A 24,617-nucleotide genomic window follows, 5' to 3' on the forward strand; every position below is an offset into this window, starting at 1 on the left:
GGAGTGGAAATGCGAGCTCGGGGCCAGTATCGGCAGCGCGAGTGAGAACGACTAGCTCAAACTTTCGCTCGGGGTGAGCACAAAATGTGTGCACTCCTGCCCCAAAGCCGGTCATTGCGGATCCGCGAGCTCGGCGACCAGGCCCTCCAGAAAATGGGTGGTGGCCATGGGCAGGACCCGGCCGACGCGGGTGGCCAGCACCAGCTGGCTGCCGGCGAAGGCGCGGTCGCGCAGCGGCAAGGTCAGCAGTTCGCCGCGGCGGGCCTCACGGCGGGTGCCGATCTCGAACTGGAAACTGATCGCGCCGCTGCGCAGCGTGAACTCCTTGAGCGTCTGCACCGAGCTGGCTTCCAGCGCCACCTGCAGCGTGATCCGCGACTGCGCGCAGACTGCGTCGATCAGGCGCCGGCTGCCAAAGGAGCTGTCGCCCAGTGCCAGCGGGTAGCCGGCACAGTCGGCCAGGCGCAAGCTCTCCCGCCCCGCCAGGGGATGGTCGGGGCGCAGCATCGCGCACAGCGTCTGCGGTAGCGCCGTGAGCACCCGCAGCGCGTCGCTGGGCTGGGGGTCGTGGACCATGACCAGCTCCACGTCGTCGCGCAGCAGCGCCGCGACCAGCTGGCCCGTCACGCCCGAGAGCACCTGGAACTGCACACCGGGATGGCTCTCCTGGTAGTGGGCGATCGCATTGGGTATGAAGTCGGTGGCGACCGACTCGGCGCAGCCCACGCGCACGGTGCCGCGCACCAGCCCGCGCAGCTGCTCGATCTGCGAGCCGGCGGAGCGCAGGTCGGCGATGCTGCGGCGGACGGCGGCGACCAGCAGTTCGCCGGCGGCAGTGAGCCGCACGCCGCGCGGCAACCGCTCGAACAGCGGCGTGCCGGCCTCTTCCTCGATCTCCAGGATCTTGCGGTTCAGCGCCGTCGAGGCGACGTGCAGGCGCTCGGCCGCCTTGCGGATGGAGCCGGCGCGGGCGACGGCATCGAGGTAAACATAGGCGCGCGGCGCATGCAGCATGCACCCCTCAGTGCAAGTGGTGTGCCAATGACGTGGTTCAACCGAGAGCGGGCTGGTCCGGCAACTCGTTGGGATTGGTCTGGCCGTCGGCCAGCGGGAAGTGCTGCACCAGCAGGGCCGACACTTCTTCCAGTGCCTGGGTCAGGCCGTCCTCGAAGCGCTGGTCGCGGAAGGCCGCGCCCATGCGCGCGATGATGCGCTGCCATTCCTGCGGGTCGACCCGGCTGTTCAGGCCGCGGTCGGCAACGATCTCGATCGCATGCTCGGCCAGCAGCAGGTAGACCAGCACGCCGTTGTTGTGCTCGGTGTCCCAGACGCGCAGCTTGCCGAACATGGCGACGGCGCGCTCGCGTGCGCTGGCGCCACGCCAGATGTAGCTGGTGGGCAGGCCGGCCTCGGCGTAAATGCGGATTTCGCCGCTGTGGCGCCGCTCGCTGGCGGCGACACGCTGTTGCAGGCGCTGTAGCAGCTCTGGCGGCAGCGCCTTGCGGGTGTCGTCGTCGTCCATCCAGCGGTGCTTGAGCAGGCGTTTGATCTTGTCCAGCATCACCAGTCTCCCGAGGCGCCGCCGCCGCCAAAGTCACCGCCGCCGCCGGAGCTGAAGCCGCCGCCACCACCGCCGCCGCTGCTCCAACCGCCACCACCACCGAAACCTCCGCCGCCAAAGCCGCCACCCCCCCCACCCCAAGCACCGCGGCGGGTCGGCACCAGGCCTGACAACAGAGAGAAGATGGCGGCAATCACTGCGGCGGCGCCGGCGATCAACACGCTGGAGGTCGCCACAAAAGCCAGGGCGCCGACGCCGCCGCCGGTCAGCAAGGTGCCGAGCTTGCGGCCGAACAATCGCCGGCCCAGCGCGCCGGCAATGGGCACAGCAAAGAACAGGAAGACTGCCAGGTCGACGAACTGGAAGCCGGCATCGCGGCCGTCGGTGCCGCGCTCCTCCTGCTGTGGCGGCGCCGGCAGGGCCTCGCCATTGATGCGCGCGATCAGCTGGTCGGCCGCGCCATGCAGGCCGGCGGCATAGTCGCCCTTGCGGAAATTCGGCGTGATGGCCTCGTCGATCACCTGCCGGGCCGCCAGGTCGGGCACTGCACCCTCCAGCGTCTTGGCGACCTCGATGCGCACTTTGCGGTCGTCTTTGGCCACCACCAGCAGCAGGCCGTCGCCCACGCCCTTGCGGCCGATCTTCCAGGCGTTGGCTACGCGGTTGGCGTAGCTGGCGATGTCTTCGGGCTGGGTGGTGGCGACGATCAGGAAGGCGATCTGCGTGCCCTTGGCCGCCTCAAAGGCCGTGAGCTTGTCTTCCAGGCCCTTGCGCTGGATGTCATCGAGCGTGCCAGTCTGGTCGGTGACGTGGGCCGCCAGCGGCGGCACAGGCTGCAGGCCTTGCGCGGATGCGAAGGAACACCAGAGCGCTACCAAAAAGATAGCTGCCCGGGTCCACTGCAAGCGGGATGGCGCCACTTTTCTTTCTGGTTGTGGCGCGGGAACTTACTTTTTCACGCCGAAATCGACCTGGGGCGGCGTCGAGATCTGCGCTTCGTTCTGCACCGTGAACACGGGCTTGGGCTGGTAGCTGAAGACCATGGCGGTCAGGTTGCTGGGGAAGCTGCGCGCCAGCACGTTGTACTCCTGCACCGTCTGGATGTAGCGGTTGCGCGCCACGGTGATGCGGTTCTCCGTGCCTTCGAGCTGCACCCGCAGGTCGCGAAAGCCCTGGTTGGCCTTGAGGTCGGGGTAGCGTTCCACCGTCACCATCAGGCGGCTGAGCGCACCCGACAGCTCGCCCTGGGCCTGCTGGAATTTCTGGAAGGCTTCGGGGTTGTTCAGCGTCTCGGGCGTGACCTGCATGGAGGTGGCCTTGGCGCGTGCCTCCACGACCTTGGTCAGCGTCTCCTGCTCGAAGTTGGCTTCGCCCTTGACGGTGTTGACGATGTTGGGGATCAGGTCGGCGCGCCGCTGGTACTGGTTGAGCACCTCGCTCCAGGCCGACTTGGTGGCCTCGTCCAGGCGCTGGAAGTCGTTGTAGCCGCAGCCGCTCAGGGCCAGGGCGGACAGCATGATCAGGATCCAACGGCGCATCGCTTCTTCCTTTCGTGGAGAGAGGCAACGGTAGCATAGATGGCATGCGCCATGAGCCGATTCAAGTCCTGCAAGCCGCCTCCCGTGGGGTGCCCGCGCCGGTCGCGCGGCCGGACCTGCTGATCGCCGGCGCCAGCGGCGTGCTGGGCAACGAGGTGCTGCGACGGCTGCTCGGTTCACAGCGCTTTGGCACGCTCCAGGTCACGGTGCGCGAGCCCATGCAGGCAGGCCTGCGCGGCGTCCACGCGCTGCTGGTGGAGGGTGACGCGCCGGCCGCCTGGCCCGCCGTCGCCGCCCAGGTCGGCGTGATCCTGTTCGAGCCGCCGCGCCTGTTCCACGACCGCGAGCGCGCCCTGTGGACGCCGCTGCCGCAGCAACTGGGGGCCACCGCCGCCTGGATGCGGCGCAGCGGCGTCGTCACGCTGGCGGTGGTGTTGCCGCACGCGCAGGGCCGTCTTCCAGAGGCGCTCAAGCGCGGCCTGGCCGGGCTGGACGAGCAGGCGGTGGCGGCCCTGGGTTTTGAACGCCTGCTGATCATCCGCTCGGCCAGCAAGCCCAGCGCCGCACCTGCAGCGCACGCGCTGCCGCGGCTGGCGCAATGGATGCTCTCGGTGCTGAGCTTCATGGTGCCCAGCAGCGAGCAGCCGGTGCGCGCCGCCAAGGTGGCCGAGCTGGTGGGCGTGGCCCTGGAGCTGGCGCCGCCAGGCATCCACGTCGGCGCGCCCGAGCTGGTCTGGCGCGCCGCGCAGGGCAGCGCGCGCGACGTGGCGGCCCAGTGGCTGGCGCGCTGAATAGAATCGAGCCTCCATGCGCAAGTCCAAGCTCCAAGCCGCCCACCTCACCGGCAGCGCCGACGACGTCGAGGCGGCTTTCTACGAGGCGCTGCAGACCGCCGACCTCGACAAGCTGATGGCCTGCTGGGCGGACGAGGACGACATCGTCTGCATCCACCCCGGTGGGCCGCGCGTGCTGGGCGCCATGGCCATACGCGCCACCTTCGAGGCCATGTTTGCCAACGGCACGATCAAGGCCTGGCCGGAGCGGGTGCGCAAGATCGAGGCGCTGGGCAGCGCCGTGCACAACCTGCTCGAGCGGGTCGAGGTGGCCACGCCCGAGGGCGCGCGCCACGCCTGGGTGATCGCCACCAATGTCTATCAGAAGACCGCGCAGGGCTGGCGCATGGTGGCCCACCACGCCAGCCCGGGCACGCCCGGCGACATCCAGGAAGTGTCGGACTCGCCCACGGTGCTGCATTGATGGCGATGTGGGACTACGCGGCGCCCGCATGGTTGCCGGGCGGCAACCTGCAGACCATCTGGCCGGCCCTGTTCGCGCGCCGTGTGGCCGGAGCGCCCATCGCCTACAGGCGTGAGCGCTGGGACACCCCCGACGGCGATTTCATCGACCTCGACTGGTTAGACAACGCAGCTGATGCGGGCCAGCCGTTGCTGGTCCTGTTCCACGGCCTGGAGGGCTCGTCGCGCAGCCACTACGCCGAGGCCTTCGCCGACTTTGCCCGCGCGCGCGGCATGGCCTATGTCGTGCCGCACTTTCGCGGCTGCAGCGGCGAGCTCAATCACGGCCCGCGCGCCTACCACTCGGGGGACCACGAGGAGATCGGCTGGATCCTGGCGCGCCTGCGCCTGCGCCATGGCGGGCCCTTGCTGGCCGTGGGCGTATCGCTGGGTGGCAATGCCTTGCTGCGCTGGGCCGCGGAGGCGGGCGAGCTGGCGGTCCGCAGCGCTGATGCCGTGGCGGCCGTCTGCTCGCCGCTGGACCTGGCGGCCGGCGGCCAGGCCATAGGTCGCGGCTTCAACCGCCTGGTCTACACCACCATGTTCCTGCGCAGCATGAAGCCCAAGGCTCTGGCCAAGCTGGCCCAGCATCCGGGCCTGTTCGACGGCGACGCGCTGCAAGGCGCGCGCGATCTCTACGCTTTCGACCACATCTTTACCGCGCCCCTGCACGGCTTTGCCAGCGCCGACGACTACTACGCGCGGGCCTCGGCCAAGCCGCACCTGCACCGCATCCGCATTCCGGCGCTGGCGCTCAATGCGCGCAACGACCCCTTCGTGCCGGCGGCCAGCCTGCCGGCGCGCGGCGCTGTGGGGCAGCATGTGACGCTGTGGCAGCCGGGCCAGGGCGGCCACGTGGGCTTTCCCCATGGCGCAGTGCCGGGCCAGGTCAAGCAGATGCCGCAGGCCGTCGGCCGCTGGCTGCTGGACGCCGCCGCCTGAACCGGCGCGCCGCGCTCAGCGTGCGGTCAGGGCGCTGACGGGCGCTGCGGAAGCGGCTGTCAGCGCTGCCGAGGCGGCAGCGGCGGGCGCCGAGGTCGCGCCGGCGGGCACAGAAGCCCCGGGCGGCCAGGCCACCTGGGTCGCGTCGCGCGGCTTGCCGATGGGAGCGGCAGCCAGGCCCTTGCGCACCGCCGCCATGTCCTCTTCGCTGGGGTACAGGCCCTGCAGCCAGTAGTCGAACACGCGGCGCGTGATCGGCGCGGCCGAGGCGGCGCCGAAGCCGGCGTTCTCGACGATGGCGGCGATCGCGATCTTCGGGTCATCGGCCGGCGCGAAGGCGATGTACAGGGCGTGGTCGCGCTGGTGCTCTTCGAGCTTGCTGGCCTGGTACTTTTCTTTTTGCCCGATGGTCACAGCCTGCGCGGTGCCGGTCTTGCCGCCCGACAGGTAGGGCGCGCCGGCGAACACCCGCGCCGAGGTGCCGCCCTGGGTGACGCCGACCATGGCCTTGCGCACCACGGCCACGTTCTCCGGCGAAAAGCGCAGGTCCTGCGCCGGCGCGGGCGCAACCGGGACGCGCGCGCGAGAGACGGCATCCTGCGTGGCGATCACCAGCTGGGGCTTGTGCTTGATGCCGTTGTTGGCCAGGATGGCCGTGGCCTGGGCCAGCTGCAGCATGGTGAAGCTGTTGTAGCCCTGGCCGATGCCCAGCGAAATGGTTTCACCGGCATACCACTTCTTCTGCTCGGGCCGCTTGTAGTAGTTGCGCTTCCACTCCTGGCTGGGCAGCACGCCGCGCACCTCGCCGAAGACGTCAATGCCGGTGATCTGGCCGAAACCCAGCGGTTTCATGAAGTCGTGCATGGCGTCCACGCCCAGGTCGTTGGCCAGCGAGTAGTAGTACACGTTGCTGGACTTGACGATGCTCGCGTGCATGTCCACCGGCCCCAGGCCGGTGTCGCCGTGGCTGCGAAAGACGTGGCCGCCGAAGCTCCAGGAGCCGTTGTCCTGCGTGATCTGGCTGGGGCTGCGCTTGCCCGTCTGCAGCGCGGCCATCGCCATGAAGGGCTTGTAGGTCGAGCCGGGCGGGTAGGTGCCGCGCAGGGCCCGGTTGAGCAGTGGTTTTTCGATCGATTCGTTGAGCATCTGCCAGCTCTCGGTGTCGATGCCGTCGACGAAGAGGTTGGGATCGAATGTGGGCTTGCTGACAAAGGCCAGCACCTCGCCGGTCTTGGGGTCGATGGCGACCAGCGCCCCGCGGCGATCACCGTACATGTCCTCCACCAGCTTTTGCAGCTTGATGTCGATCGACAGCATCACGGTGTTGCCCGGCGTGGCGGGATTGCTGGCGAGCTTGCGCACAGCGCGGCCGCCGGCCGAGGTCTCGACCTGCTCGACCCCGGTGACGCCGTGCAACTGCTTTTCGAAGCTCTGCTCGACGCCCAGCTTGCCGATGTACTCGGTGCCGCGGTAGTTGCCCTGGTCTTCCTCGTCCCAGTCCTCCATCTGCTTTTTCTCGGACTGGTTGATGCGGCCGATGTAGCCGATCACGTGGCTGGCCAGCTCGCCCCAAGGGTAGCTGCGAAACAGGCGGGCCTTGATGTCCACGCCGGGAAAGCGGAAGCGTTGGGCGGCAAAGCGCGCCACCTCTTCGTCGCTCAGCCGGGTGCGGATGGGCAGCGACTCGAAGCTCTTGGACTCCTCCAGCAGTTTCTTGAAGCGGCGGCGGTCGCGCGGCTGGATGTCCACCACCTGGGCCAGCTGGTCGATGGTGGCCTCCAGCCCCAGGGACAGCCGCGACGGCGTGATCTCCAGGGTGTAGGCCGAGTAGTTGCTGGCCAGCACGATGCCGTTGCGGTCCAGGATGAGTCCGCGGTTGGGCACGATGGGCACGATGGCCGTGCGGTTGGCCTCGGCCTGCTCGTCCAGGTCGGTGTGGCGCCAGACCTGCAGGTAGACCAGGCGCGCCGCGAGCAGCAGGAAGCACACCAGCACCGCCATGCTGGCCACCAGCACCCGTGCGCGAAAGCGTGACAGGTCGGCTTCGACGTTCCTGAGTTCTGTCATCGCTTCTGGTCAGTTGGGGACAGAGCAAATCGGCGCAAGCGCCGATCTTGGTCTGTCCCGCAAAGTTTCATATGGGCCGGTTCTCGTCCGGATCGGGCGCGCGGCGCTGCGGCACCAGCAGCAGCACGCTGACCAGCGGCCACAGCAGGGCCTCGATTGCCGGCGCTGCCAGTGCGCCCAGGCCGGGAAAGACGCCGCCGGCCAGCATGCGGATCGCCAGCTCGATGGCATGGGCTGCAAAGAACAGAGGCACGACCTGCACCGCCTGCGAGGGCACTGAAAACCACAGCAGGCGGCGGTGGATGGTGATGGCGAAGAAGCTCAGCGCCGTGTAGGCCAGGGCATGCTGGCCCAGCAGGGCGGTCTGGTGCACGTCCATGCACAGGCCGAAGATGAAGGCCGCGCCGATGCCCACGCGCAGCGGCTGGTGCACGCTCCAGAACACCAGTACCAGGGCCAGGATGTCCGGCATCCAGGGCGTGCGGCCCAGCGGCAGCATGTTCACCAGCAGGGCCAGCAGCAGGCTGCCCCAGATGAAGACCGGGTTGGCTGGCAGCAGCAGCTGCTGACCCTGGCGCATGATCATCTGCGGCCTCCTTTTTTGGCGGGCGCGGGGTCTTCGGCGGCGGGCCGCGGCAGCAGCTGGCCGCTCACGGGCTGCAGCACCATCACATGGCGCGCGCCGTCCACCAGGGCCTGGGGCGAGCAGTAGATGCGGGCGAAGGCCGAGTCGGCGCGCCGCTCGACCCTTTCGACCTTGGCCACCGGCAGGCCCGGCGGGTAGACGCCGTCGACGCCGCTGGTGGTCAGGATGTCGCCGGCTTGCACGTCGGCATTGCCGGCCATGAAGCGCAGTTCCAGCGAGCCGCCATGCGCGCCCGTGGGGTCGCCATAGGCGACGCTGCGCGCGCCGGTGCGCGTGTTGAGCACGGGAATGGCGTGGTCACGGTCGATCACCAGGGTGACCTCGCTGATCAGCGGATGTACGCGCGTGACCTGGCCCAGCACGCCGACCTCGTCGATCACCGGCGAACCGGCCTCCACGCCCTGGGCCAGGCCCTTGTCGATGATGACCTTGCGGGTGTAGGGATCGGCGGCGTCGTACAGCACCTCGGCCGCCTGTGCCGGCGTGGTGACGCGTCCGCGCAGGTCCAGCAGCTTGCGCAGCCGGATGTTCTCCTGGGCCAGCAGCTCGACCTGGCTGGCGCGCAGCGCCTGCTGGGCCAGCCGCGCACGGGCCGTCGCTTCGGCGGCCTGCGCGGCCTGCAGCGACTCCAGGTACTCGCCGCCATTGCGCACCAGCAGTACCGGGCGCAGGGCCAGCCACTGCACCGGGTACAGCACGGTGCCGACTGCGGCGCGCAGGGGCTGGGTGATCTTGAAGCGTGCGTCCGCCACCATGAGGAACAACGCCAGGGCGCTGCAAACCATGAGCTTGGACAGGGCCGTCGGGCCCTGCCTGAAGAACGGCGGTGGGGTTCTGTCCAGCGTACCGAGCGGCATCGCTGCTTCCCTCGGGGATTACTCGCTGGTGAAGATGGAGCCGAGGCGTTCCATGCGCTCCAGGGCGATGCCGCAGCCTCGCACCACGCAGGTCAGCGGATCTTCAGCCACCAGCACCGGCAGGCCGGTTTCCTCGGACAACAGGCGGTCCAGGTCGCGCAGCAGGGCGCCGCCGCCCGTGAGCATCATGCCGCGCTCGGCGATGTCGGCGCCCAGCTCGGGCGGCGTGTGCTCCAGCGCGTTCTTGACCGCGCTGACGATGTTGTTCAGCGGGTCGGTCAGCGCTTCCAGGATCTCGTTGGAGGAGATGGTGAACGAGCGCGGCACGCCTTCGGACAGGTTGCGGCCACGCACTTCCATTTCCTTGACTTCGCTGCCCGGGAAGGCCGAGCCAATGTTCTTCTTGATGGCCTCGGCCGTGGGTTCGCCGATCAGCATGCCGTAGTTGCGGCGGATGTAGCTGATGATGGCCTCGTCGAACTTGTCGCCGCCGACGCGCACGCTGCCCTTGTAGACCATGCCGCCCAGCGAGATCACGCCGACTTCCGTCGTGCCGCCGCCGATGTCGACCACCATGGAGCCGGAGGCTTCGGACACCGGCAGGCCGGCGCCGATGGCCGCGGCCATGGGTTCCTCGATCAGGTAGACCTCGGAGGCGCCGGCGCCCAGGGCCGACTCGCGGATGGCCCGGCGCTCGACCTGGGTCGAGCCGCAGGGCACGCAGATGATGATGCGCGGGCTGGGTTTGAGGACGGACCGGGGATGGACCATCTTGATGAACTGCTTGAGCATCTGCTCGGTGACGGTGAAGTCGGCAATCACGCCGTCCTTCATCGGGCGGATGGCCTCGATGTTGCCGGGGACCTTGCCCAGCATGGCCTTGGCCTCGTGGCCGACCGCCTGGATGGTCTTCTTGCCCTGGGGGCCGCCTTCGTGGCGGATGGCGACCACCGAGGGCTCGTCCAACACGATGCCGCGGTCGCGAACGAAGATCAGCGTGTTGGCCGTGCCCAGGTCAATGGCCAGGTCGGTGGAAAAGTACCGACGGAAAGCTCCGAACATTGGGAAATTCCTTCGTTTTTCTGCGAAAAAGGCCGCGAAAGCGGCCGTTGCACCAAAGGCGGGATAATACCTGATCCCCTGTGAACAACCGGCTCCGACTGGGCCTGAATTTCACGGTGACACCTCCGGTTACGCCGTCCTTTCCAGCTTTTTTCCGCCATGTCCCTGACCCCCCAAGACATCAGCCGCATCGCCAGCCTGGCCCGGCTCGAGCTGCAGCCGCATGAGAGCGATCGCATGCTGGCCCAGATCAACGACTTTTTCAGCATCGTCGAGGCCATGCGGTCCGTGGACACGACAGGTGTGGAACCCCTGGCGCACCCGGTGGCGGCCATCCAGGAGGTGGCGCTGCGCCTGCGCGACGACATCGCCAGCGAGCCCAACCAGCGCGAGGCCAACCAGCGCAGCGCGCCGGCCGTCGAACGCGGCCTGTTCCTGGTCCCGAAGGTGATCGAATGAGCCAGTTGCACGATCTGACGGTGGCCGAACTGGCCGGAAAACTCAAGACCAAAGAGGTGTCGGCCGTCGAGGCGGCGCAGCACTTCCTGGCCCGCGGCAAGGCCCATGCGACGCTGGGCGCCCACCTGGCCACCGACGAAGCGGTCACGCTGGCCCAGGCCCGCGCCGCCGATGCGCAGATCGCTGCCGGCCAGGGCGGCGCCTTGGCCGGCGTGCCCATCGCCCACAAGGACATCTTCGTCACCAAGGATTTTCCCAGCACTGCCGGCTCGAAGATGCTGGAGGGCTACCGCTCGCCGTTTGACGCCACCGTGGTGAGCAAACTTGCGCAAGCTGGCGCCGTGACCCTGGGCAAGCTCAATTGCGACGAGTTCGCCATGGGTTCGTCCAACGAGAACTCGGCCTACGCGCCGGCAAAAAATCCCTGGGACCTGGGGCGCATCCCCGGCGGCTCGTCGGGTGGCAGCGCGGCGGCGGTGGCGGCGCGGCTCGCGCCGGCGGTGACCGGCACCGACACCGGCGGCTCGATCCGCCAGCCGGCCGCTTTTTGCGGCATCACCGGCATCAAGCCCACCTATGGGCGGGCCTCGCGCTACGGCATGATCGCTTTCGCTTCCAGCCTGGACCAGGCCGGGCCGATGGCGCGCACCGCGCAAGACTGCGCCCTGCTGCTGTCGGCCATGTGCGGCCCCGACCTGGACCGCGACTCCACCTCGCTGGACCGGCCGGCCGAGGACTTTGGCAGGACGCTGGGCGACAAGCTCGATGGCCTGCGCATCGGTATCCCCAAGGAGTTCTTCGGCGATGGCCTGGCGGCCGACGTGCGCGCCGCCGTTGATGGCTCGCTCAAGGAGTACCAGAAGCTGGGCGCGACGCTGGTGGAGATCTCGCTGCCGCGCACCGAGCTGTCGATTCCCGTCTACTACATCATCGCGCCGGCCGAGGCCTCGTCCAACCTGTCGCGCTTCGACGGCGTCAAGTTCGGCCACCGGGCCAAACAGTACGCCGACCTGGCCGACATGTACCGCAAGACCCGCGCCGAGGGCTTTGGTGATGAGGTCAAGCGCCGCATCATGATCGGCACCTATGTGCTGTCGCACGGCTACTACGACGCCTACTACCTGCAGGCGCAGAAGATCCGCCGCATGATCGCCGACGACTTCCAGCAGGCCTTCCAGCATTGCGACCTGATCGCCGGCCCGGTGGCGCCGACGGTGGCCTGGAAGCTGGGCGAAAAGAGCGACGACCCGGTCGCCAACTACCTGGCCGACATCTTCACATTGCCCGCTTCTCTGGCCGGTTTGCCTGGCATGAGCCTGCCGGCGGGCTTCGGCGCCGCCGGCATGCCCGTGGGCTTGCAGCTGATCGGCAACTATTTTGGCGAGGCGAAGCTGCTCAACGCGGCCCACCGCTTCCAGCAGGCCACCGATTTCCACCTTCGCAAGCCGGAAGGTTTCTGAGATGAACAAACTGATCCAGGGCTACGAGGTCGTCATCGGCTTCGAGACGCATGCCCAGCTGTCGACCCAGTCGAAGATCTTCAGCCGTGCGCCCACGGCCTTCGGTGCCGAGCCCAACACCCAGGCCTGCGCGGTGGACCTGGCCCTGCCCGGCACGCTCCCGGTGATGAACAGGGGCGCGGTCGAACGCGCCATCGAGTTCGGTCTGGCCGTCAATTCGACCATCGCGCCGCACAGCGTGTTCGCGCGCAAGAACTACTTCTATCCCGACCTGCCCAAGGGCTACCAGATCAGCCAGTTCGAGATCCCGGTGGTGCAAGGCGGCAGCGTGGAGTTCTTCCTGGGCGACGAGAAAAGAAGCGTGCGTCTGGTGCGTGCCCACCTGGAGGAAGACGCCGGCAAGTCGCTGCACGAGGACTTCGTCGGCCAGTCGGGCATCGACCTGAACCGGGCCGGCACGCCGCTGCTGGAGATCGTCACCGAGCCCGACATGGGCTCGTCCGACGAGGCCGTGGCCTATGCCAAGGAGCTGCACAAGATCGTCACCTGGATCGGCATCTGCGACGGCAACATGCAGGAAGGCAGCTTCCGCTGCGACGCCAATGTCTCGGTGCGCAAACCCGGCGCCCCGCTGGGCACGCGGCGCGAGATCAAGAACCTGAACAGCTTCAAGTTCATGAAAGAGGCCATCGATTACGAGATCCGCTGGCAGATCGAGGAGATCGAGGACGGGCGCGCCATCGTGCAGGCCACCGTGCTGTTCGACCCCGACACCGGCGAGACCCGTTCCATGCGCACCAAGGAAGACGCGGCCGATTACCGCTACTTCCCCGACCCCGACCTGCCGCCGCTGGTGGTGGCGCCCGAATGGGTGGAGAGCGTGCGCTCGCAGATGGCGGAGCTGCCGAGGGTGATGGCCGCGCGCTTCGTCAAGGACTACGGCCTGCCCGAATACGACGCCACCACGCTGACGCAGAGCAAGGCGATGGCGGCCTACTTCGAGGCCGCGGCCCAGGCCAGCGGCCAGCCCAAGCTGGCGAGCAACTGGATCATGGGCGAGCTGTCGCGCCGCGTGAACGCCGGCGACGCCGGCATCGAGCAGGCGCCGGTGAGCGCCAAGACCCTGGCCGCGCTGATCAGCCGCATCGCCGACAACACCATCTCCAACGCCGCCGCCCGCCAGGTCTTTGAGGCTTTATGGAATGGTGAAGGCCACGAGGTTGATGCCGTCATCGAGGCCAAGGGCCTCAAGCAGATGAATGACAGCGGCGCGCTGGAAAAAATCATCGACGAGGTGATTGCCGCCAACCCGGACAACGTCGCGCAGTTCCGCGCCGGCAAGGACAAGGCCTTCAATGCCCTGGTCGGCCAGGCCATGAAGGCGAGCAAGGGCAAGGCCAACCCGGCCCAGGTCAACGAGCTGCTGCGCGCCCGGCTGGCTGCGCTCTGAGGGCTAGCGCACGGCGGCGGGTGTGGCCTGCTGGGCCCACAGCCGGCGCAGCTGCTCGAGCTCATCGTCGAAGCGCTGGTTGATGCGCTTCTTTTCCTCGTCCTGCTGCAGCAGGAAGCGCTTTTGCGAGGCCATGTTGCTGTCGTTTTCCTCGAGCTGGCGGCGCAGGGCGGCTGGGTACTTGGCCGGATCGTTGCGGTAAAAGCCCGTGTCTTCATCCAGCTTCTGGCGCTGGGCCTGCAGTTCGGTGGCGCGCGCCTGCGCAGACTTGGCCACGGCGTCAACGGTCTGCAGTGCCGCTGCGCGCTCCTTGTCGTGTTCGGCGCGGCTGGCATAGCGCGCCACCAGGGCGCGCTCGCGGCGCTTTTCCTCGGCCTGGCGCTCGCGCTCCTCCGTCGCCTTGCGCGCCTTTTCTTCCTCGGCGGCGCGCTCGGCGGCGGTCGGCGTGGGCGGGATGGTGCGCCGCAGCGTGCCAGTGGGGCTGAGCTCGCGCTGCTCCCGGTCCATGCATTCGCGCAGCGGCCGGTCGGACGTCAGCCGGTTGCCCTTGTTGTCGGTGCAGGTGTAGATGGAGCCCTGGCCCATGCCGGGCAGGTGCACGGCCGCCAACAACAGGCCGATCAACAGCTGGGTCATTCCCGACAGGTCTCCTTGTCTTGGTCTCAATCCACGCCGTAGCGGTCGCGGTAGGCCAGGACCTGTGGATAGTGCTCGCCCAGCGTGGTCCCGCCCTGGTGCTGCAGATACTGGAGCAGATCCGACAGCTGCGCAATCGTGCAAACCTGCAGACCCAGCTGGTCACGCACGAACTGCACAGCGCTATGGTCCACGTCCTGGCCGTCCTGCGTCGCTTTTTCCTGGCGGTCCAGGGCGATCGCCACCGCATGGGGCGTGGCGCCGGCGGAGCGGATGATGGCGATCGATTCGCGCACCGCCGTGCCGGCCGACATCACATCGTCGACGATCAGCACCCGGCCGCGCACGGGCGCGCCCACCAGGGTGCCGCCTTCGCCATGGTCCTTGGCTTCCTTGCGGTTGTAGGCGTAGGGCAGGTTGCGGCCCAGGCGGGCCAGCTCGATGGCCACCGCCGCGGCCAGCGGAATGCCCTTGTAGGCCGGGCCGAACAGCATGTCGAACTCGATGCCCGAGGCCAGGATGCGCTGTGCATAGAATTGCGCCAGCCGGCCCAGCTTGGCGCCGTCGTCGAACAGGCCGGCGTTGAAGAAGTAGGGCGAAAGCCGGCCGGCCTTGGTCTTGAACTCGCCAAAGCGCAGCACGCCCGAGTCCACCGAGAATTGCACGAAGTCCTGGGCCAGCGTGTCCTGGCTTCCTGTCCCCACTGCCATTGGAAAATCCTTGTTCAAACTGACCAGCCTCAATCTCAACGGCATCCGCTCGGCCCACAGCAAGGGCGTGGAAGCCTGGATCGCAAAAACCAAGCCCGATTGTATTTGCGTGCAGGAGGTCAAGGCCCAGGCGGCCGACGTCCAGGGCCGTTTCGAGCAGTTGGCGGGGCTGCAGGGGCATTTCCACTTCGCCGAGAAAAAGGGTTACTCGGGCGTGGCGGTCTACAGCCGCCATGAGCCCAGCGACGTGGTGGTGGGCTATGGATCGGGCGAATTCGATGCCGAGGGTCGCTATGTGGAACTGCGCTTTGACACGCCGACGCGCAAGCTCTCGCTGATCAGCTGCTACTTTCCCAGCGGCTCCTCGGGTGAGGAGCGCCAGCAGGCCAAGTTCCGTTTCCTGGATGAACTCGATCCCCACCTGGTGCGGCTCAAGAGCGAACGCGAGTTCATCCTGTGCGGCGACGTCAACATCGCCCACCAGCAAAAAGACCTGAAAAACTGGCGCAGCAACCAGAAGAACAGCGGCTTTCTGCCGCAAGAACGCGCCTGGATGACAAAGTTGTTAGACGAAACCGGCCTGGTCGACGTATACCGCCGCTTGCAACCCGACACCACCGACGCCTGCTACACCTGGTGGAGCAACCGCGGCCAGGCCTATCTGAACAACGTGGGTTGGCGCCTGGACTACCATCTGGCGACGCCGGCGCTGGCTGCGCTGGCACGCAGCGAAGCGATCTACAAGGCCGAGAAATTCAGCGACCACGCGCCGATCACGCTGGACTACGACTTCCAGCTTTAAGGAAAAACAGGCCATGTTGAAGACTCTCACAGCGATGCTTCGCTACTTCCAGCAGGCCGTGCCTTTCCGGCTGGTGCCGGCGCTGGTCACGACCGCCGTGCTGGCGGTCCTGCTGCTCATTCCCACACCACAGGGGCTGGCGCCGCATGCCTGGAGCCTGGTGGCGATTTTCCTGACCACCATCGTGGCCATCATCCTCAAGGTCATGCCCATCGGCGTGATGGCGCTGATGGCCATCGTGATCGTCTCGGTCTCGCAGGTCACGTCCACGTCCTCCAAAGGCGCGATCGCGGATGCGCTGAGCAGCTTTTCCAACCCGCTGATCTGGCTGATCGTGGTGGCGGTCCTGATTTCCCGCGGCCTGAAGAAGACCGGCCTGGGCAACCGCATCGGCCTGCTGTTCATCTCGCTGCTGGGTCGGCGCACCGTGGGCATCGGCTATGGCCTGGCGATCTGCGAGCTGCTGCTGGCGCCTTTCACGCCCAGCAACACAGCGCGCGGCGGCGGCATCGTTCATCCCATCATGAAGTCGATCGCCAGCGCCTTCGGCTCCGATCCGGCCCAGGGCACGCAGGCCAAGGTCGGCACCTATCTGGCGCTGGTCAACTACCACGCCAACCCCATCACCTCGGTGATGTTCCTGACGGCAACAGCCCCCAACCCGCTGGTGGTGGACTTTGTCGCCAAGGCCACCGGCCAGGGCTTCCACCTGAGCTGGACCACCTGGGCCCTGTGCATGCTGCTGCCTGGCCTGATCTGTCTGGCGCTGATGCCCCTGGTCATCTACCTGCTGTCACCGCCGCAACTGAAGGCGACGCCCGACGCCGTCGGCTATGCGCGCGCCGAGATGGCGAAGATGGGCCCGCTGTCGGGCCCGGAAAAAGTGATGATGGCCACCTTCGGCCTGATGCTGCTGCTGTGGGCCAATCTGCCGGCGGCGCTGTTCGGCCCGGCGTTCACGCTGGACCCCACCGTCGTGGCCCTGGTCGGCCTGTTCATCCTGATCATCACCGGCACCCTGGACTGGGACGACGTGCTGTCCGAGAAGAGCGCCTGGGACACGCTGGTGTGGTTTGGTGCCCTGGTCATGCTGGCCGAGCAGTTGAACAAGCTGGGCGTGATCGCCTGGTTCGCGGCGGGCATGAAGGGCGCGATCGTTGCCAGCGGCATGGGCTGGCTGCCGATCGCCGCCGTGCTGGTGCTGGTGTTCGTTTTCTCGCACTACCTGTTTGCCAGCACCACGGCCCACATCAGCGCGATGATGCTGGCCTTTCTCAGCGTGGGCGCGCAGCTGATTCCGCCCGCTTATGTGGTGCCCTTCATGCTGATGATGACGGCGGGCTCGGGCATCATGATGACGCTGACCCACTATGCGACCGGCACCTCGCCCATCATCTTCGGCAGCGGCTACGTCACGATGGGCACCTGGTGGCGCGTGGGCGCCGTCATGTGCGTGCTCGAACTGCTGGTCTTTGCGCTGGTCGGCACGGCCTGGTGGAAGCTGCTGGGCTACTGGTGAGTGCTCACCAGTCCACCAGCGCCAGGCCGATGCTGACCACGTTGCGCTTGCGGTTGTAATCGAGCAGGCTGTCGCCGTAGCCGCTGAAGGCCTGCACATGCAGGCGCAGGTCGTTGAGGCCGCCGGGCCGGTTGCCCTTGCCCAGCGCCCGGAAGTATTCCAGCCGCAGCGAACCCTTGTCTTCGAACAGCAGGCCGCGCACCGTGCCCGAGAAGGTGTTCTTGACGTCGGCATACCAGGTGGCCTTGAGCTCGCCGTGGCCGATGTAGTCCTCGATGCCGGGGTTGTCGTCGCCGCCGGATTCGTTGTTCAGCCTTTGCCAGATGCGGCCCTCGAGCGAGAACTTGTTGTCCAGGTCCATGCCGGCCATGGCGTAGACGCGGTTCCAGCTGCGCGACAGCGGCAGCTCGCGGCCGTTGGACTGGTGCGAGATGCCCAGGCCGCCATAGCGCACCTTCATGCCGCCGGGCAGGCCCAGGTCCAGCGGATAGACGTACATGGCCTCCGGCTCGTAATCAGTGGTGCGGAAGGGCCGCGACAGCGTGCCGTTGAAGAACTGCCAGTAGGACTGCTGGCTGAAGCCCACCCAGAGCGAGTCGCTGCGCGCTGCGTCGTCACGCACCAGGATGTTCTTGGCCACCTTGACCCGGGCCGACAGCTGGATGCGCGCCTCGTTCTTCTGGTAGTCGACCGCGGTCGGCGCCGTGTGGTCCGGCGCATCCGAGCTGGGCTGGCGGTTGACGCCGTCCGACGCCGCCACGGCCAGCGAGATCGGGCGGTAGCCGCGCAGCTCGAAGGTGCCGCAGTCGGTGGCGTCCTGCAGCTCCCAGAAGCGCGACAGCGGCGAGTACTGGGTGTCCTGGCAGCCGTTGACGCCGGCGATGATGGGCGCGGCCGGCGGCGTGATGCCCTGGGCGACCGAAGCGGCGGCGCCGGCGGGCGAGACCACGCCCGGCTGCACCTGCTGCTGCTGCGCCCACTGGTCGAAGCAGGTCAGCCGGGCCGCGGTATCGGGGTTGGCGGCGCAGGCCTGCCAGCCGACCGAGGTGGATGCGGGTTGGGTCTGGGCCTGGACCGCCGGTGCGGTGCACAGGCCGGTGGCAAGTGCCAACATGCTGGCTCGGAGGGGCAAAGGGATGCGAACGGGCGCCATGGGCACGGCCTTCCTGGAAAAGAAACTCAACGGTGGGGAGCCGCGACATTAGCAGCGGGCCCGGCCCGGCCTTGTAGGCCAAAGGCGACTCAGCGGGCAGGCTGTTTGCGCAACACGAAGCCGCGCGCGGGCGATCCGTCGGCCGCCTGCCAGCTGCCGCGGATCTCGCGGCCGCAGGAGCCCTCCACCACGTCGCCGCTCCAGGTGGCGGTGATGCGCTGGCCGTCGGCGGACTCCTCCAGCGTGAACTCGCCGTTGTCCACGTCGCCCGCCACCTTGGTGCGCACACCGTCGCGGTTGACGGCGCCGCTGAAGCTCTCGGTGTAGTGCGCGTTGTTCTCCAGCAGCAAGGTGGCGCCCTGCCACAGGCCCGAGAAGTCGGCCTGCCACAGGCCCAGCATGTGGGGCTGGCCGACCTCGGCCGCCTTGGGGCAGTCCGCAAGCGGCTTGTCAGGGGCATTCTGGCCCCTGGCCCCCGTCGTTACTGCGCAATACGCTATCAAAAAAGGAGCTATCCAGGATTTCATGGGGCACTGGCGGCGGTTGCCGCGGCGGCGGCTGCGGCGCTGTCGACGGCTTTTTTGGCGAACTCTGCCCGCAGCGCCTTGAGTTTTTCGCGCGGGTCTTCCTTGGCCGTGGTCTTGTCCAGTGCCATCTCGGCGATGAAGCGGCTGGGCAGGGCGGCGATCATCTCGCGGCCCTTCTTGCGCCGCTTGGTCCAGCTCACGGCCAGCGAGCGCTGGGCCCGGGTGATGCCCACGTACATCAGGCGGCGCTCTTCCTGCAGGCGTTGCAGTATGCCTTCGGACATCGGCCCGTCGGCACGGCCGGTGGGGTTGTCGTCATCGCCCAGCTTGAAGGGCAGCATGCCCTCGGTCACGCCCACCAGCATCACGTGCGGCCACTCCAGGCCCTTGGCGGCGTGCAATGTGGACAGGGTCACCACGTTCTGGTCCTGCTCGCGCTCGCTGATGGTCGACAGCAGGGCGATGGTCTGCGCTACTTCCAGCAGGCTTTTCTTCTCGCTCACGATGCTGGCCCCGGACGTGTCATCGATCTCGCCGCCGGCGCGGGCCGACATCCAGTCGCAGAAATCCAGCACGTTGGTCCAGCGGGATGCGGCAAGTTTCTCGCTGTCCTCGCCGTCGTACAGGTGCTTCTCGTAGTCGATGTCCTTGAGCCACTCCAGCATGAAGGCGCGCGCATCCTGCGCGCCGTGGGTGTGGCGGGCCCGGAACTCCAGGTCGTTCACGTAACGGCCGAATTCGTGCAGGCTGCCCACCGCCTTGGCCGGCAGCACCGAGCCCAGCGAGGAGGAGAACAGGGCCTCGAACAGGCTGAGCTTGTACTTGCTGGAGAAGCTGCCCAGGGCCTGCAGCGTGGTGTGGCCGATGCCGCGCTTGGGCGTGGTCACGGCGCGCAGAAAGGCCGGGTCGTCGTCGTTGTTGATCCACAGACGAAACCAGGCGCACAGATCCTTGATTTCGGCGCGGTCGAAAAAGCTCTGGCCGCCCGAGACCTTGTAGGGGATCTGGGCCTTGCGCAAGGCCTTCTCGAAGGTGCGGGCCTGGTGGTTGGCCCGGTACAGCACGGCGAACTCGCGCCACTCGTGGCCGGCGCCTGTGGCCGTGATGCCGGCGCGGATGGACTGGATGCGCGCCACCGTGCGCTCGGCCTCGTGTTCCTCGTTGTCGGCGTCGACCACGCGCACCGGCTCGCCCTCGCCCAGTTCGGAGAACAGGGTCTTGGGATAGAGCTTGGGATTGGGCCCGATCACGTTGTTCGCGGCGCGCAGGATGGCACTGGTCGAGCGGTAGTTCTGTTCGAGCTTGATGACCTTGAGCTGGGGGTAGTCGATCGGCAGCTTCTTGAGGTTGTCCAGCGTGGCGCCGCGCCAGCCGTAGATCGACTGGTCGTCGTCGCCCACGGCGGTGAAGCGGCCACGCTCGCCCACCAGCATCTTGAGCACCTCGTACTGGGTGGCGTTGGTGTCCTGATACTCGTCGACCAGCACGTGGCCCAGCAGGGCCTGCCACTTGGCGCGCACCTCAGGGTGGTCGCGCAGCAGGGCCAGCGGCATGCCGATCAGGTCGTCGAAGTCCACGCTCTGGTAGGCCGTCAGCCGCTCTTCATAGCGGGCCATGATGGTGGCGGTGACGCGCTCGTTGTCGTCCTTGGCCTGGGCCAGGGCCTGGGCCGCGTTCAGGCCCATGTTCTTCCACAGGCTGATGGCCCACTGCCACTGGCGCGCGGTGGCAGTGTCGGTGCTGCCGCCGGCGTCCTTGAGGATGGAAGTGACGTCGTCGCTGTCCAGGATGGAGAACTGGGGCTTGAGGCCCAGCACCGCCCCGTCTTCCCGCATCATGCGCACGCCCAGGGCGTGGAAGGTGCAGATCACCACCTTTTTCGCATCGCGGCCGATCAGGCCCTTGGCGCGCTCGCGCATCTCGGTGGCGGCCTTGTTGGTGAAGGTGATGGCGGCGATGCGCTGGGGCTCCAGGCCGGCGGCGATCAGCCGGGCGATCTTGTGGGTGATCACCCGGGTCTTGCCCGAGCCGGCGCCCGCCAGCACCAGGCAGGGCCCATGCATGTAGTTGACTGCTTCTTGCTGGGCGAGGTTGAGGCCGGCGGACATGGACAGGGGGAGGGGGACTGCGGGAGGAAAAAGGCCGGGGGAGGGGCGCCGCCAAATCATACCGGCGAGCGCCGTCAGGGCCCTGACACCCCCGGCGGCGCCGCGTCCGCGACAATATCGCCCGTGCTCGCCGTCCTGCTCGTCACCTTCCCCTTCTTCGCCCTGGTCCTGTGCGGCTATGTCGCCGCCCGCCGGCGCATGCTGCCACTGGACGCGATTTCGGGGCTCAACAGCTTCGTGCTGTACTTTGCCCTGCCCTGCATGCTGTACCGCTTTGGCGCCAGCACGCCGATCGCGCAATTGCTGGACGCTGCGGCGGTGGCGGTCTACCTGCCCTGCGCCCTGCTGGTGGTCTGGGCCGTGGTGGCCTTCAGCCTGAACGCGCGCATCCGCTGGAACGACGCGGCTTTCGGCGCCCTGGTGGCGGCCTTTCCCAACACCGGTTTCATGGGCGTGCCCCTGCTGGTGGCCTTGTTGGGCGCGGCCGCCGCCGGCCCGGCCATCCTGACCATCCTGCTGGACCTGGTGGTGACCTCGTCGCTGTGCATCGCCCTGTCGCGGCTGGACGGCGCCGACGAGCACGGCGCCTCCCGGGCGGCGCGCAACGCGCTCAGGGGCATGGCGCTCAACCCCATGCCCTGGGCCATCTTGCTGGGGGGCCTGTCGTCGGCGCTGCAGATCGTGCCGGTCAAGCCTGTGATGCAGACCATCGCCCTGCTGGCCGATGCGGCCTCGCCGGTGGCATTGTTCACCATCGGCGCCGTGCTGTTCCGCTCGCAGTTCCTGGCGGCGCGGGAAGAGCATGCGCCGCTGGCCTGGCGGGATTTCCTGCCGGTGGTGGCCGTCAAGCTGCTGGTGCACCCGCTGTTGGTGTTCGGCGTGGGCTGGGCAGCGATGGCCTTCGGCCTGCCGCTGGACCGCTTCACGCTGACGGTGATGGTGCTGGTAGCGGCCCTGCCCAGCGCCAGCAACGTTTCGCTGCTGGCCGAGCGCTTCGGCGCCGACACCGGCCGCATCGCCCGCATCATCTTGCTGACCACCGCGGCGGCTTTCCTGACTTTTTCAGGCGCCGTTGCGCTGATGCACTAGGCGCTCACTTTTTCGCGGTGTCCTTGGCCGCCGATTCGATGTAGGCCTCGATGCGGGCCGTGGTGAACGAGGGCCGGGCCTGCACCCGCGCCCACCAATCGGTCACCAGCGGGTGCTCGGCCAGCGCCGGCGCGTTCAGTTCGCTGATGCGCATCACAAAAGGCGCGGCGCCGATGTCGGCAATCGAATAGGCCTTGCCCACCAGCCAGCCGCTGCCGCTGGCTTCGAGCATGCCGTCCATGCGCTCCAGCAGCAGCAGCAGGCCGCGCATGGCCTCAGCCTTTTCCTCCTCCGTGTAGGGCTTGCGCGCCACGCGCAACCAGGCCTCGCGCCGCTCCGGCGTCGGGATGCGCGCCATCCGCTTGGCCAGCTCGTCCTCGCTCCACTGGCTGGCCACGGGTTGCATGGACTGGCTCCAGTTGAAGACGATCAGCTTGGCCAGGCACTTCTCGTCGACCCAGCGCACGAAGTTGCGCATGGTGGCGCGTTCGTAGGGGTCGGCCGGCCGGATCGAGGGTGTGGGATACGTCTCTTCCAGGTATTCCGCAATGACCGAGCTCTCGTACAACACACGGCCGTCTTCCAGGATCAGCGCGGGCACCACGCCGTTCGGGTTCATCGCCAGGTACTCGGGCGAATGCTGTTCGCCGCGGATCATGTCGACCAGGCGGCTTTCGTAGTCCAGGCCTTTTTCGGCCAGGCACAGGCGCACGCGCCGCGACGCGCTGGAACGCCAGCCGTGGTAGAGGATCAGCATCTTGTTTCTTTCAAGCTTTCAGGGGATGAGGATGGCCGCGCCGGTGGTCTGGCGGCTTTCGAGTTCGGTGTGTGCGCGCGCGGCTTCACGCAGCGGGTAGTGGCGGTCCACCTGGGCCCGGACGTCACCGCGCCGCACGGCGGCGGCAAACGTTGTGGCCGACAGCCGCAGGTCCTCGGTGCTGGCGACAAAGCTGCGCAGCGTGGGCCGGCAGACGGTTTGCGATTTCGCGTGCAGGCGCTGCAGGTCGAAGGCCTGCACGTCGCCCGAAGCCGTACCGAAGTTGATGGCCATGCCGCGCACGCGCAGGCAGTCCAGCGAAGGCAGGAAGGCGTCGCGGCCGACCGCGTCGTAGACCACGGCCACGCCCTCGTTGCGCGTCAGTGCATTGACCTCGGCCGCGAAGTCCTGCTGCCGGTAGTCGATGACATGGTGGCAGCCATGTTCGAGCGCCACCTTGCGCTTGGCCTCGGAGCCCACCGTGCCGATGACGGTGGCGCCCAGTGCCCGTCCCCAGGCGCACAGGATCTGGCCCATGCCGCCGGCGGCCGCATGGACCAGGATGGTGTCGCCTGGCTTGACGGTGTAGAGGCGGTGCAGCAGGTATTCGGCCGTCATGCCGCGTAGCAGGCTGGCGGCGGCGGTTTCCAGCGTCAGCCCTTCGGGCAGGGGCAGGGTGCGCGCCGCCGGCAGCAGGCGCGCGCCCGCATAGGCGCCGGGATGGACATAGGCCACGGCTTGACCGATCTCGAAACCCTGCACGCCGGCGCCGATGGCCTCCACCACGCCCGCGCCCTGCGCGCCCAGGATCACAGGGAACTGCGTGGCGCTGTGCGGCCCCGCCGCGCCCTGGCGCTGGTAGACGTCGGCGAAGTTCAGGCCGATGGCGCTTTGCACGATGCGCAACTCGCCGGGGCCGGGCTCGGCCACTTCGATCTCGGCGTACTCCAGCACTTCCGGCCCGCCATGGCGGCGGGCAATGACAGCAGACGTGATCATTCGACCTTGACTCCGGCCGCCTCGGCGCGCTCGAGCACGGCCTTGCCGTTGGCGCTCGCCCATTCATGGAATTCCGCAGGCGACTTCGAGGGCGCGGATTCATTGCCTGTGCCCAGCAGCCTGGCGCGCATCGCCGGGTCGTTGAGCACCTGGGTGGCGACGTTGAAGAGTTTCTCCTGCACGTCCTTGGGCAGGTTGGCCGGGCCGAACAGGCCGAACCAGAAATTGAAGTCGAAGCCGGGCAGGCCGCTTTCCGCCAGCGTGGGCAGCTCCGGCGCGATGGCCGAGCGCTGCACGGTCGTCACGCCCAGCATCTTCACCGTGCCGGCCTGGCCCAGTTGCAGCACCGAGGACGCCGTGCCGAAGGAGAGCTGAACGTCACCGGCCACCACCGCCTGCAGCGCGGGCGCGCCGCCCTTGTAGGGGATGTGGGTCATCTTCGCGCCTATGGCTTTCTCGAACGACAGGCCGCCCATGTGGGGCGAGCCGCCGATGCCCGAGGACGAGTAGTTCAGCTTGCCCGGGTTGGCCTTGGCGCGCGCCGCCAGGTCCTTGACCGAGCCGACGCCCAGGTCCTTGTTGACCGCCAGGATCAGCGGCGAGATGGTGAAGCGGGTGATGGGCGTGAAGCTGGCCGGCGTGTACTTGACCTTGTACAGGTGCTGGTCGATGCCGTACAGCGTGCCCGTGGCCAGGCCCAGCGTGTAGCCGTCGGCGGGAGCCTGCGACAGCAGATTGGACGCCAGCGTGCTGCCCGCGCCGGCCTTGTTGTCGATGACGATGGTCTGGCCCAATTGCTTGGACATGGCATCGCCCACGATGCGGGCGATGGTGTCACCGGCGCCCGCCGGGGAGTAGCCGACGATGAGACGGATCGGCTTGTTGGGATAGGCCTGGGCCCAGGCGCAGGACCCCCACAGTGCCACTGCCGTGGCTGCCAGAGCGTGCGTGAGTTTCATGGTCTTGTCTCCTTGAAGCTG

General features: G+C 67.8%; 25 protein-coding genes. 9 read left to right on the forward strand and 16 right to left on the reverse strand.

Going from position 1 to position 24,617, the window contains the following annotated elements; genetic code table 11:
* Nucleotides 1–111: 111 nt before the first annotated feature.
* The 4 genes from Q0632_RS18035 to Q0632_RS18050 all read right to left on the reverse strand — a co-directional run bounded on the left by Q0632_RS18035 (nucleotide 112) and on the right by Q0632_RS18050 (nucleotide 3,099).
* A complete protein-coding gene (locus Q0632_RS18035; protein WP_298932786.1) occupies nucleotides 112–1,014 on the reverse strand; it encodes a LysR family transcriptional regulator in 903 nt (300 codons plus the stop codon).
* Nucleotides 1,015–1,051: 37 nt separating this feature from the next.
* On the reverse strand, nucleotides 1,052–1,561 hold the full coding sequence (locus Q0632_RS18040; RefSeq protein ID WP_298932788.1) for a TPM domain-containing protein: 510 nt from the start codon (nucleotides 1,559–1,561) through the stop codon (nucleotides 1,052–1,054).
* On the reverse strand, nucleotides 1,561–2,439 hold the full coding sequence (locus Q0632_RS18045) for a TPM domain-containing protein (RefSeq protein ID WP_298932790.1): 879 nt from the start codon (nucleotides 2,437–2,439) through the stop codon (nucleotides 1,561–1,563). The genes Q0632_RS18040 and Q0632_RS18045 overlap by 1 nt, the downstream gene beginning before the upstream one ends.
* A gap of 69 nt (nucleotides 2,440–2,508) precedes the next feature.
* On the reverse strand, nucleotides 2,509–3,099 hold the full coding sequence (locus Q0632_RS18050; RefSeq protein ID WP_298932792.1) for a LemA family protein: 591 nt from the start codon (nucleotides 3,097–3,099) through the stop codon (nucleotides 2,509–2,511).
* A gap of 44 nt (nucleotides 3,100–3,143) precedes the next feature.
* On the opposite strand from Q0632_RS18050, the gene Q0632_RS18055 reads away from it, so the two are divergent.
* From Q0632_RS18055 to Q0632_RS18065, 3 genes are read left to right on the forward strand one after another with little or no spacing between them, the layout of a single operon-like run.
* The gene (locus Q0632_RS18055) at nucleotides 3,144–3,890 is read left to right on the forward strand and encodes a hypothetical protein (protein WP_298932794.1); all 747 of its coding nucleotides are present in this window, start codon (nucleotides 3,144–3,146) and stop codon (nucleotides 3,888–3,890) included.
* A gap of 16 nt (nucleotides 3,891–3,906) precedes the next feature.
* Nucleotides 3,907–4,356 (forward strand): nuclear transport factor 2 family protein, encoded by a 450-nt coding sequence (locus Q0632_RS18060; RefSeq protein ID WP_298932796.1) that lies wholly within the window; start codon nucleotides 3,907–3,909, stop codon nucleotides 4,354–4,356.
* Nucleotides 4,356–5,336 (forward strand): alpha/beta fold hydrolase, encoded by a 981-nt coding sequence (locus Q0632_RS18065; protein ID WP_298932798.1) that lies wholly within the window; start codon nucleotides 4,356–4,358, stop codon nucleotides 5,334–5,336. Before Q0632_RS18060 ends, Q0632_RS18065 begins: the two co-directional genes overlap by 1 nt.
* Before the next feature lie 15 nt (nucleotides 5,337–5,351).
* Here Q0632_RS18065 and mrdA read toward each other — a convergent pair whose 3' ends face one another.
* The 4 genes from mrdA to Q0632_RS18085 all read right to left on the reverse strand — a co-directional run bounded on the left by mrdA (nucleotide 5,352) and on the right by Q0632_RS18085 (nucleotide 9,968).
* Nucleotides 5,352–7,403: a penicillin-binding protein 2 gene (mrdA, locus tag Q0632_RS18070; RefSeq protein ID WP_298932800.1), complete on the reverse strand. Its 2,052-nt coding sequence runs from the start codon at nucleotides 7,401–7,403 to the stop codon at nucleotides 5,352–5,354.
* A 67-nt stretch (nucleotides 7,404–7,470) separates the two neighbouring features.
* Nucleotides 7,471–7,989: a rod shape-determining protein MreD gene (gene mreD, locus Q0632_RS18075; protein ID WP_298932802.1), complete on the reverse strand. Its 519-nt coding sequence runs from the start codon at nucleotides 7,987–7,989 to the stop codon at nucleotides 7,471–7,473.
* Complete coding sequence (mreC, locus tag Q0632_RS18080) at nucleotides 7,986–8,906, reverse strand: rod shape-determining protein MreC (RefSeq protein WP_298932803.1); 921 nt, start codon at nucleotides 8,904–8,906, stop codon at nucleotides 7,986–7,988. Before mreC ends, mreD begins: the two co-directional genes overlap by 4 nt.
* 18 nt (nucleotides 8,907–8,924) lie before the next feature.
* The gene (locus Q0632_RS18085; RefSeq protein WP_298932805.1) at nucleotides 8,925–9,968 is read right to left on the reverse strand and encodes a rod shape-determining protein; all 1,044 of its coding nucleotides are present in this window, start codon (nucleotides 9,966–9,968) and stop codon (nucleotides 8,925–8,927) included.
* A gap of 159 nt (nucleotides 9,969–10,127) precedes the next feature.
* Between Q0632_RS18085 and gatC the strand changes: the two genes are divergently transcribed.
* The 3 genes from gatC to gatB are packed head-to-tail and all read left to right on the forward strand — an operon-like array spanning nucleotide 10,128 to nucleotide 13,337.
* On the forward strand, nucleotides 10,128–10,427 hold the full coding sequence (gene gatC / locus Q0632_RS18090; protein WP_298932808.1) for an Asp-tRNA(Asn)/Glu-tRNA(Gln) amidotransferase subunit GatC: 300 nt from the start codon (nucleotides 10,128–10,130) through the stop codon (nucleotides 10,425–10,427).
* Nucleotides 10,424–11,887, forward strand: a complete 1,464-nt coding sequence (gatA, locus tag Q0632_RS18095) for an Asp-tRNA(Asn)/Glu-tRNA(Gln) amidotransferase subunit GatA (protein ID WP_298932810.1) — start codon at nucleotides 10,424–10,426, stop codon at nucleotides 11,885–11,887. The genes gatC and gatA overlap by 4 nt, the downstream gene beginning before the upstream one ends.
* Nucleotide 11,888: 1 nt before the next feature.
* Nucleotides 11,889–13,337, forward strand: coding sequence for an Asp-tRNA(Asn)/Glu-tRNA(Gln) amidotransferase subunit GatB (gene gatB / locus Q0632_RS18100; RefSeq protein WP_298932812.1), 1,449 nt, complete (start codon nucleotides 11,889–11,891; stop codon nucleotides 13,335–13,337).
* A 3-nt stretch (nucleotides 13,338–13,340) separates the two neighbouring features.
* Here the strand turns inward: gatB and Q0632_RS18105 are convergent, their stop codons facing one another.
* Nucleotides 13,341–13,973: a DUF4124 domain-containing protein gene (locus tag Q0632_RS18105; protein ID WP_298932814.1), complete on the reverse strand. Its 633-nt coding sequence runs from the start codon at nucleotides 13,971–13,973 to the stop codon at nucleotides 13,341–13,343.
* 26 nt (nucleotides 13,974–13,999) lie between these two features.
* Nucleotides 14,000–14,683 (reverse strand): orotate phosphoribosyltransferase, encoded by a 684-nt coding sequence (gene pyrE, locus Q0632_RS18110; protein WP_298932816.1) that lies wholly within the window; start codon nucleotides 14,681–14,683, stop codon nucleotides 14,000–14,002.
* A gap of 10 nt (nucleotides 14,684–14,693) precedes the next feature.
* Between pyrE and Q0632_RS18115 the strand changes: the two genes are divergently transcribed.
* Both Q0632_RS18115 and Q0632_RS18120 read left to right on the forward strand, forming a co-directional pair.
* Nucleotides 14,694–15,485 (forward strand): exodeoxyribonuclease III, encoded by a 792-nt coding sequence (locus Q0632_RS18115; RefSeq protein WP_298932819.1) that lies wholly within the window; start codon nucleotides 14,694–14,696, stop codon nucleotides 15,483–15,485.
* 13 nt (nucleotides 15,486–15,498) lie between these two features.
* Nucleotides 15,499–17,004 carry a DASS family sodium-coupled anion symporter gene (locus Q0632_RS18120; protein WP_298932821.1) on the forward strand — a complete coding sequence of 502 codons (1,506 nt, stop codon included), beginning with the start codon at nucleotides 15,499–15,501 and terminating at the stop codon, nucleotides 17,002–17,004.
* Nucleotides 17,005–17,008: 4 nt separating this feature from the next.
* On the opposite strand, the gene Q0632_RS18125 is transcribed toward Q0632_RS18120, so the two are convergent.
* From Q0632_RS18125 to Q0632_RS18135, 3 genes are all read right to left on the reverse strand, one after another.
* Nucleotides 17,009–18,118 carry a phospholipase A gene (locus tag Q0632_RS18125; RefSeq protein ID WP_298932823.1) on the reverse strand — a complete coding sequence of 370 codons (1,110 nt, stop codon included), beginning with the start codon at nucleotides 18,116–18,118 and terminating at the stop codon, nucleotides 17,009–17,011.
* Nucleotides 18,119–18,246: 128 nt separating this feature from the next.
* On the reverse strand, nucleotides 18,247–18,558 hold the full coding sequence (locus Q0632_RS18130; RefSeq protein ID WP_298932825.1) for a hypothetical protein: 312 nt from the start codon (nucleotides 18,556–18,558) through the stop codon (nucleotides 18,247–18,249).
* A gap of 122 nt (nucleotides 18,559–18,680) precedes the next feature.
* Nucleotides 18,681–20,792 (reverse strand): ATP-dependent helicase, encoded by a 2,112-nt coding sequence (locus tag Q0632_RS18135; RefSeq protein ID WP_298932827.1) that lies wholly within the window; start codon nucleotides 20,790–20,792, stop codon nucleotides 18,681–18,683.
* Nucleotides 20,793–20,915: 123 nt separating this feature from the next.
* Between Q0632_RS18135 and Q0632_RS18140 the strand changes: the two genes are divergently transcribed.
* Complete coding sequence (locus Q0632_RS18140) at nucleotides 20,916–21,881, forward strand: AEC family transporter (RefSeq protein WP_298932829.1); 966 nt, start codon at nucleotides 20,916–20,918, stop codon at nucleotides 21,879–21,881.
* A gap of 4 nt (nucleotides 21,882–21,885) precedes the next feature.
* On the opposite strand, the gene Q0632_RS18145 is transcribed toward Q0632_RS18140, so the two are convergent.
* Genes Q0632_RS18145 through Q0632_RS18155 form a run of 3 tightly spaced genes read right to left on the reverse strand, consistent with a single transcriptional unit; the run spans nucleotide 21,886 to nucleotide 24,596 of the window.
* Nucleotides 21,886–22,638, reverse strand: coding sequence for a glutathione S-transferase family protein (locus Q0632_RS18145; RefSeq protein WP_298932830.1), 753 nt, complete (start codon nucleotides 22,636–22,638; stop codon nucleotides 21,886–21,888).
* An 18-nt stretch (nucleotides 22,639–22,656) separates the two neighbouring features.
* Complete coding sequence (locus tag Q0632_RS18150) at nucleotides 22,657–23,637, reverse strand: quinone oxidoreductase (protein WP_298932832.1); 981 nt, start codon at nucleotides 23,635–23,637, stop codon at nucleotides 22,657–22,659.
* Nucleotides 23,634–24,596, reverse strand: coding sequence for a tripartite tricarboxylate transporter substrate binding protein (locus Q0632_RS18155; protein ID WP_298932834.1), 963 nt, complete (start codon nucleotides 24,594–24,596; stop codon nucleotides 23,634–23,636). The genes Q0632_RS18150 and Q0632_RS18155 overlap by 4 nt, the downstream gene beginning before the upstream one ends.
* Between the last annotated feature and the right edge of the window lie 21 nt (nucleotides 24,597–24,617).

The organism is uncultured Ramlibacter sp. (genome assembly GCF_936925435.1).
Taxonomy (GTDB): Bacteria; Pseudomonadota; Gammaproteobacteria; order Burkholderiales; family Burkholderiaceae_C; genus Ramlibacter.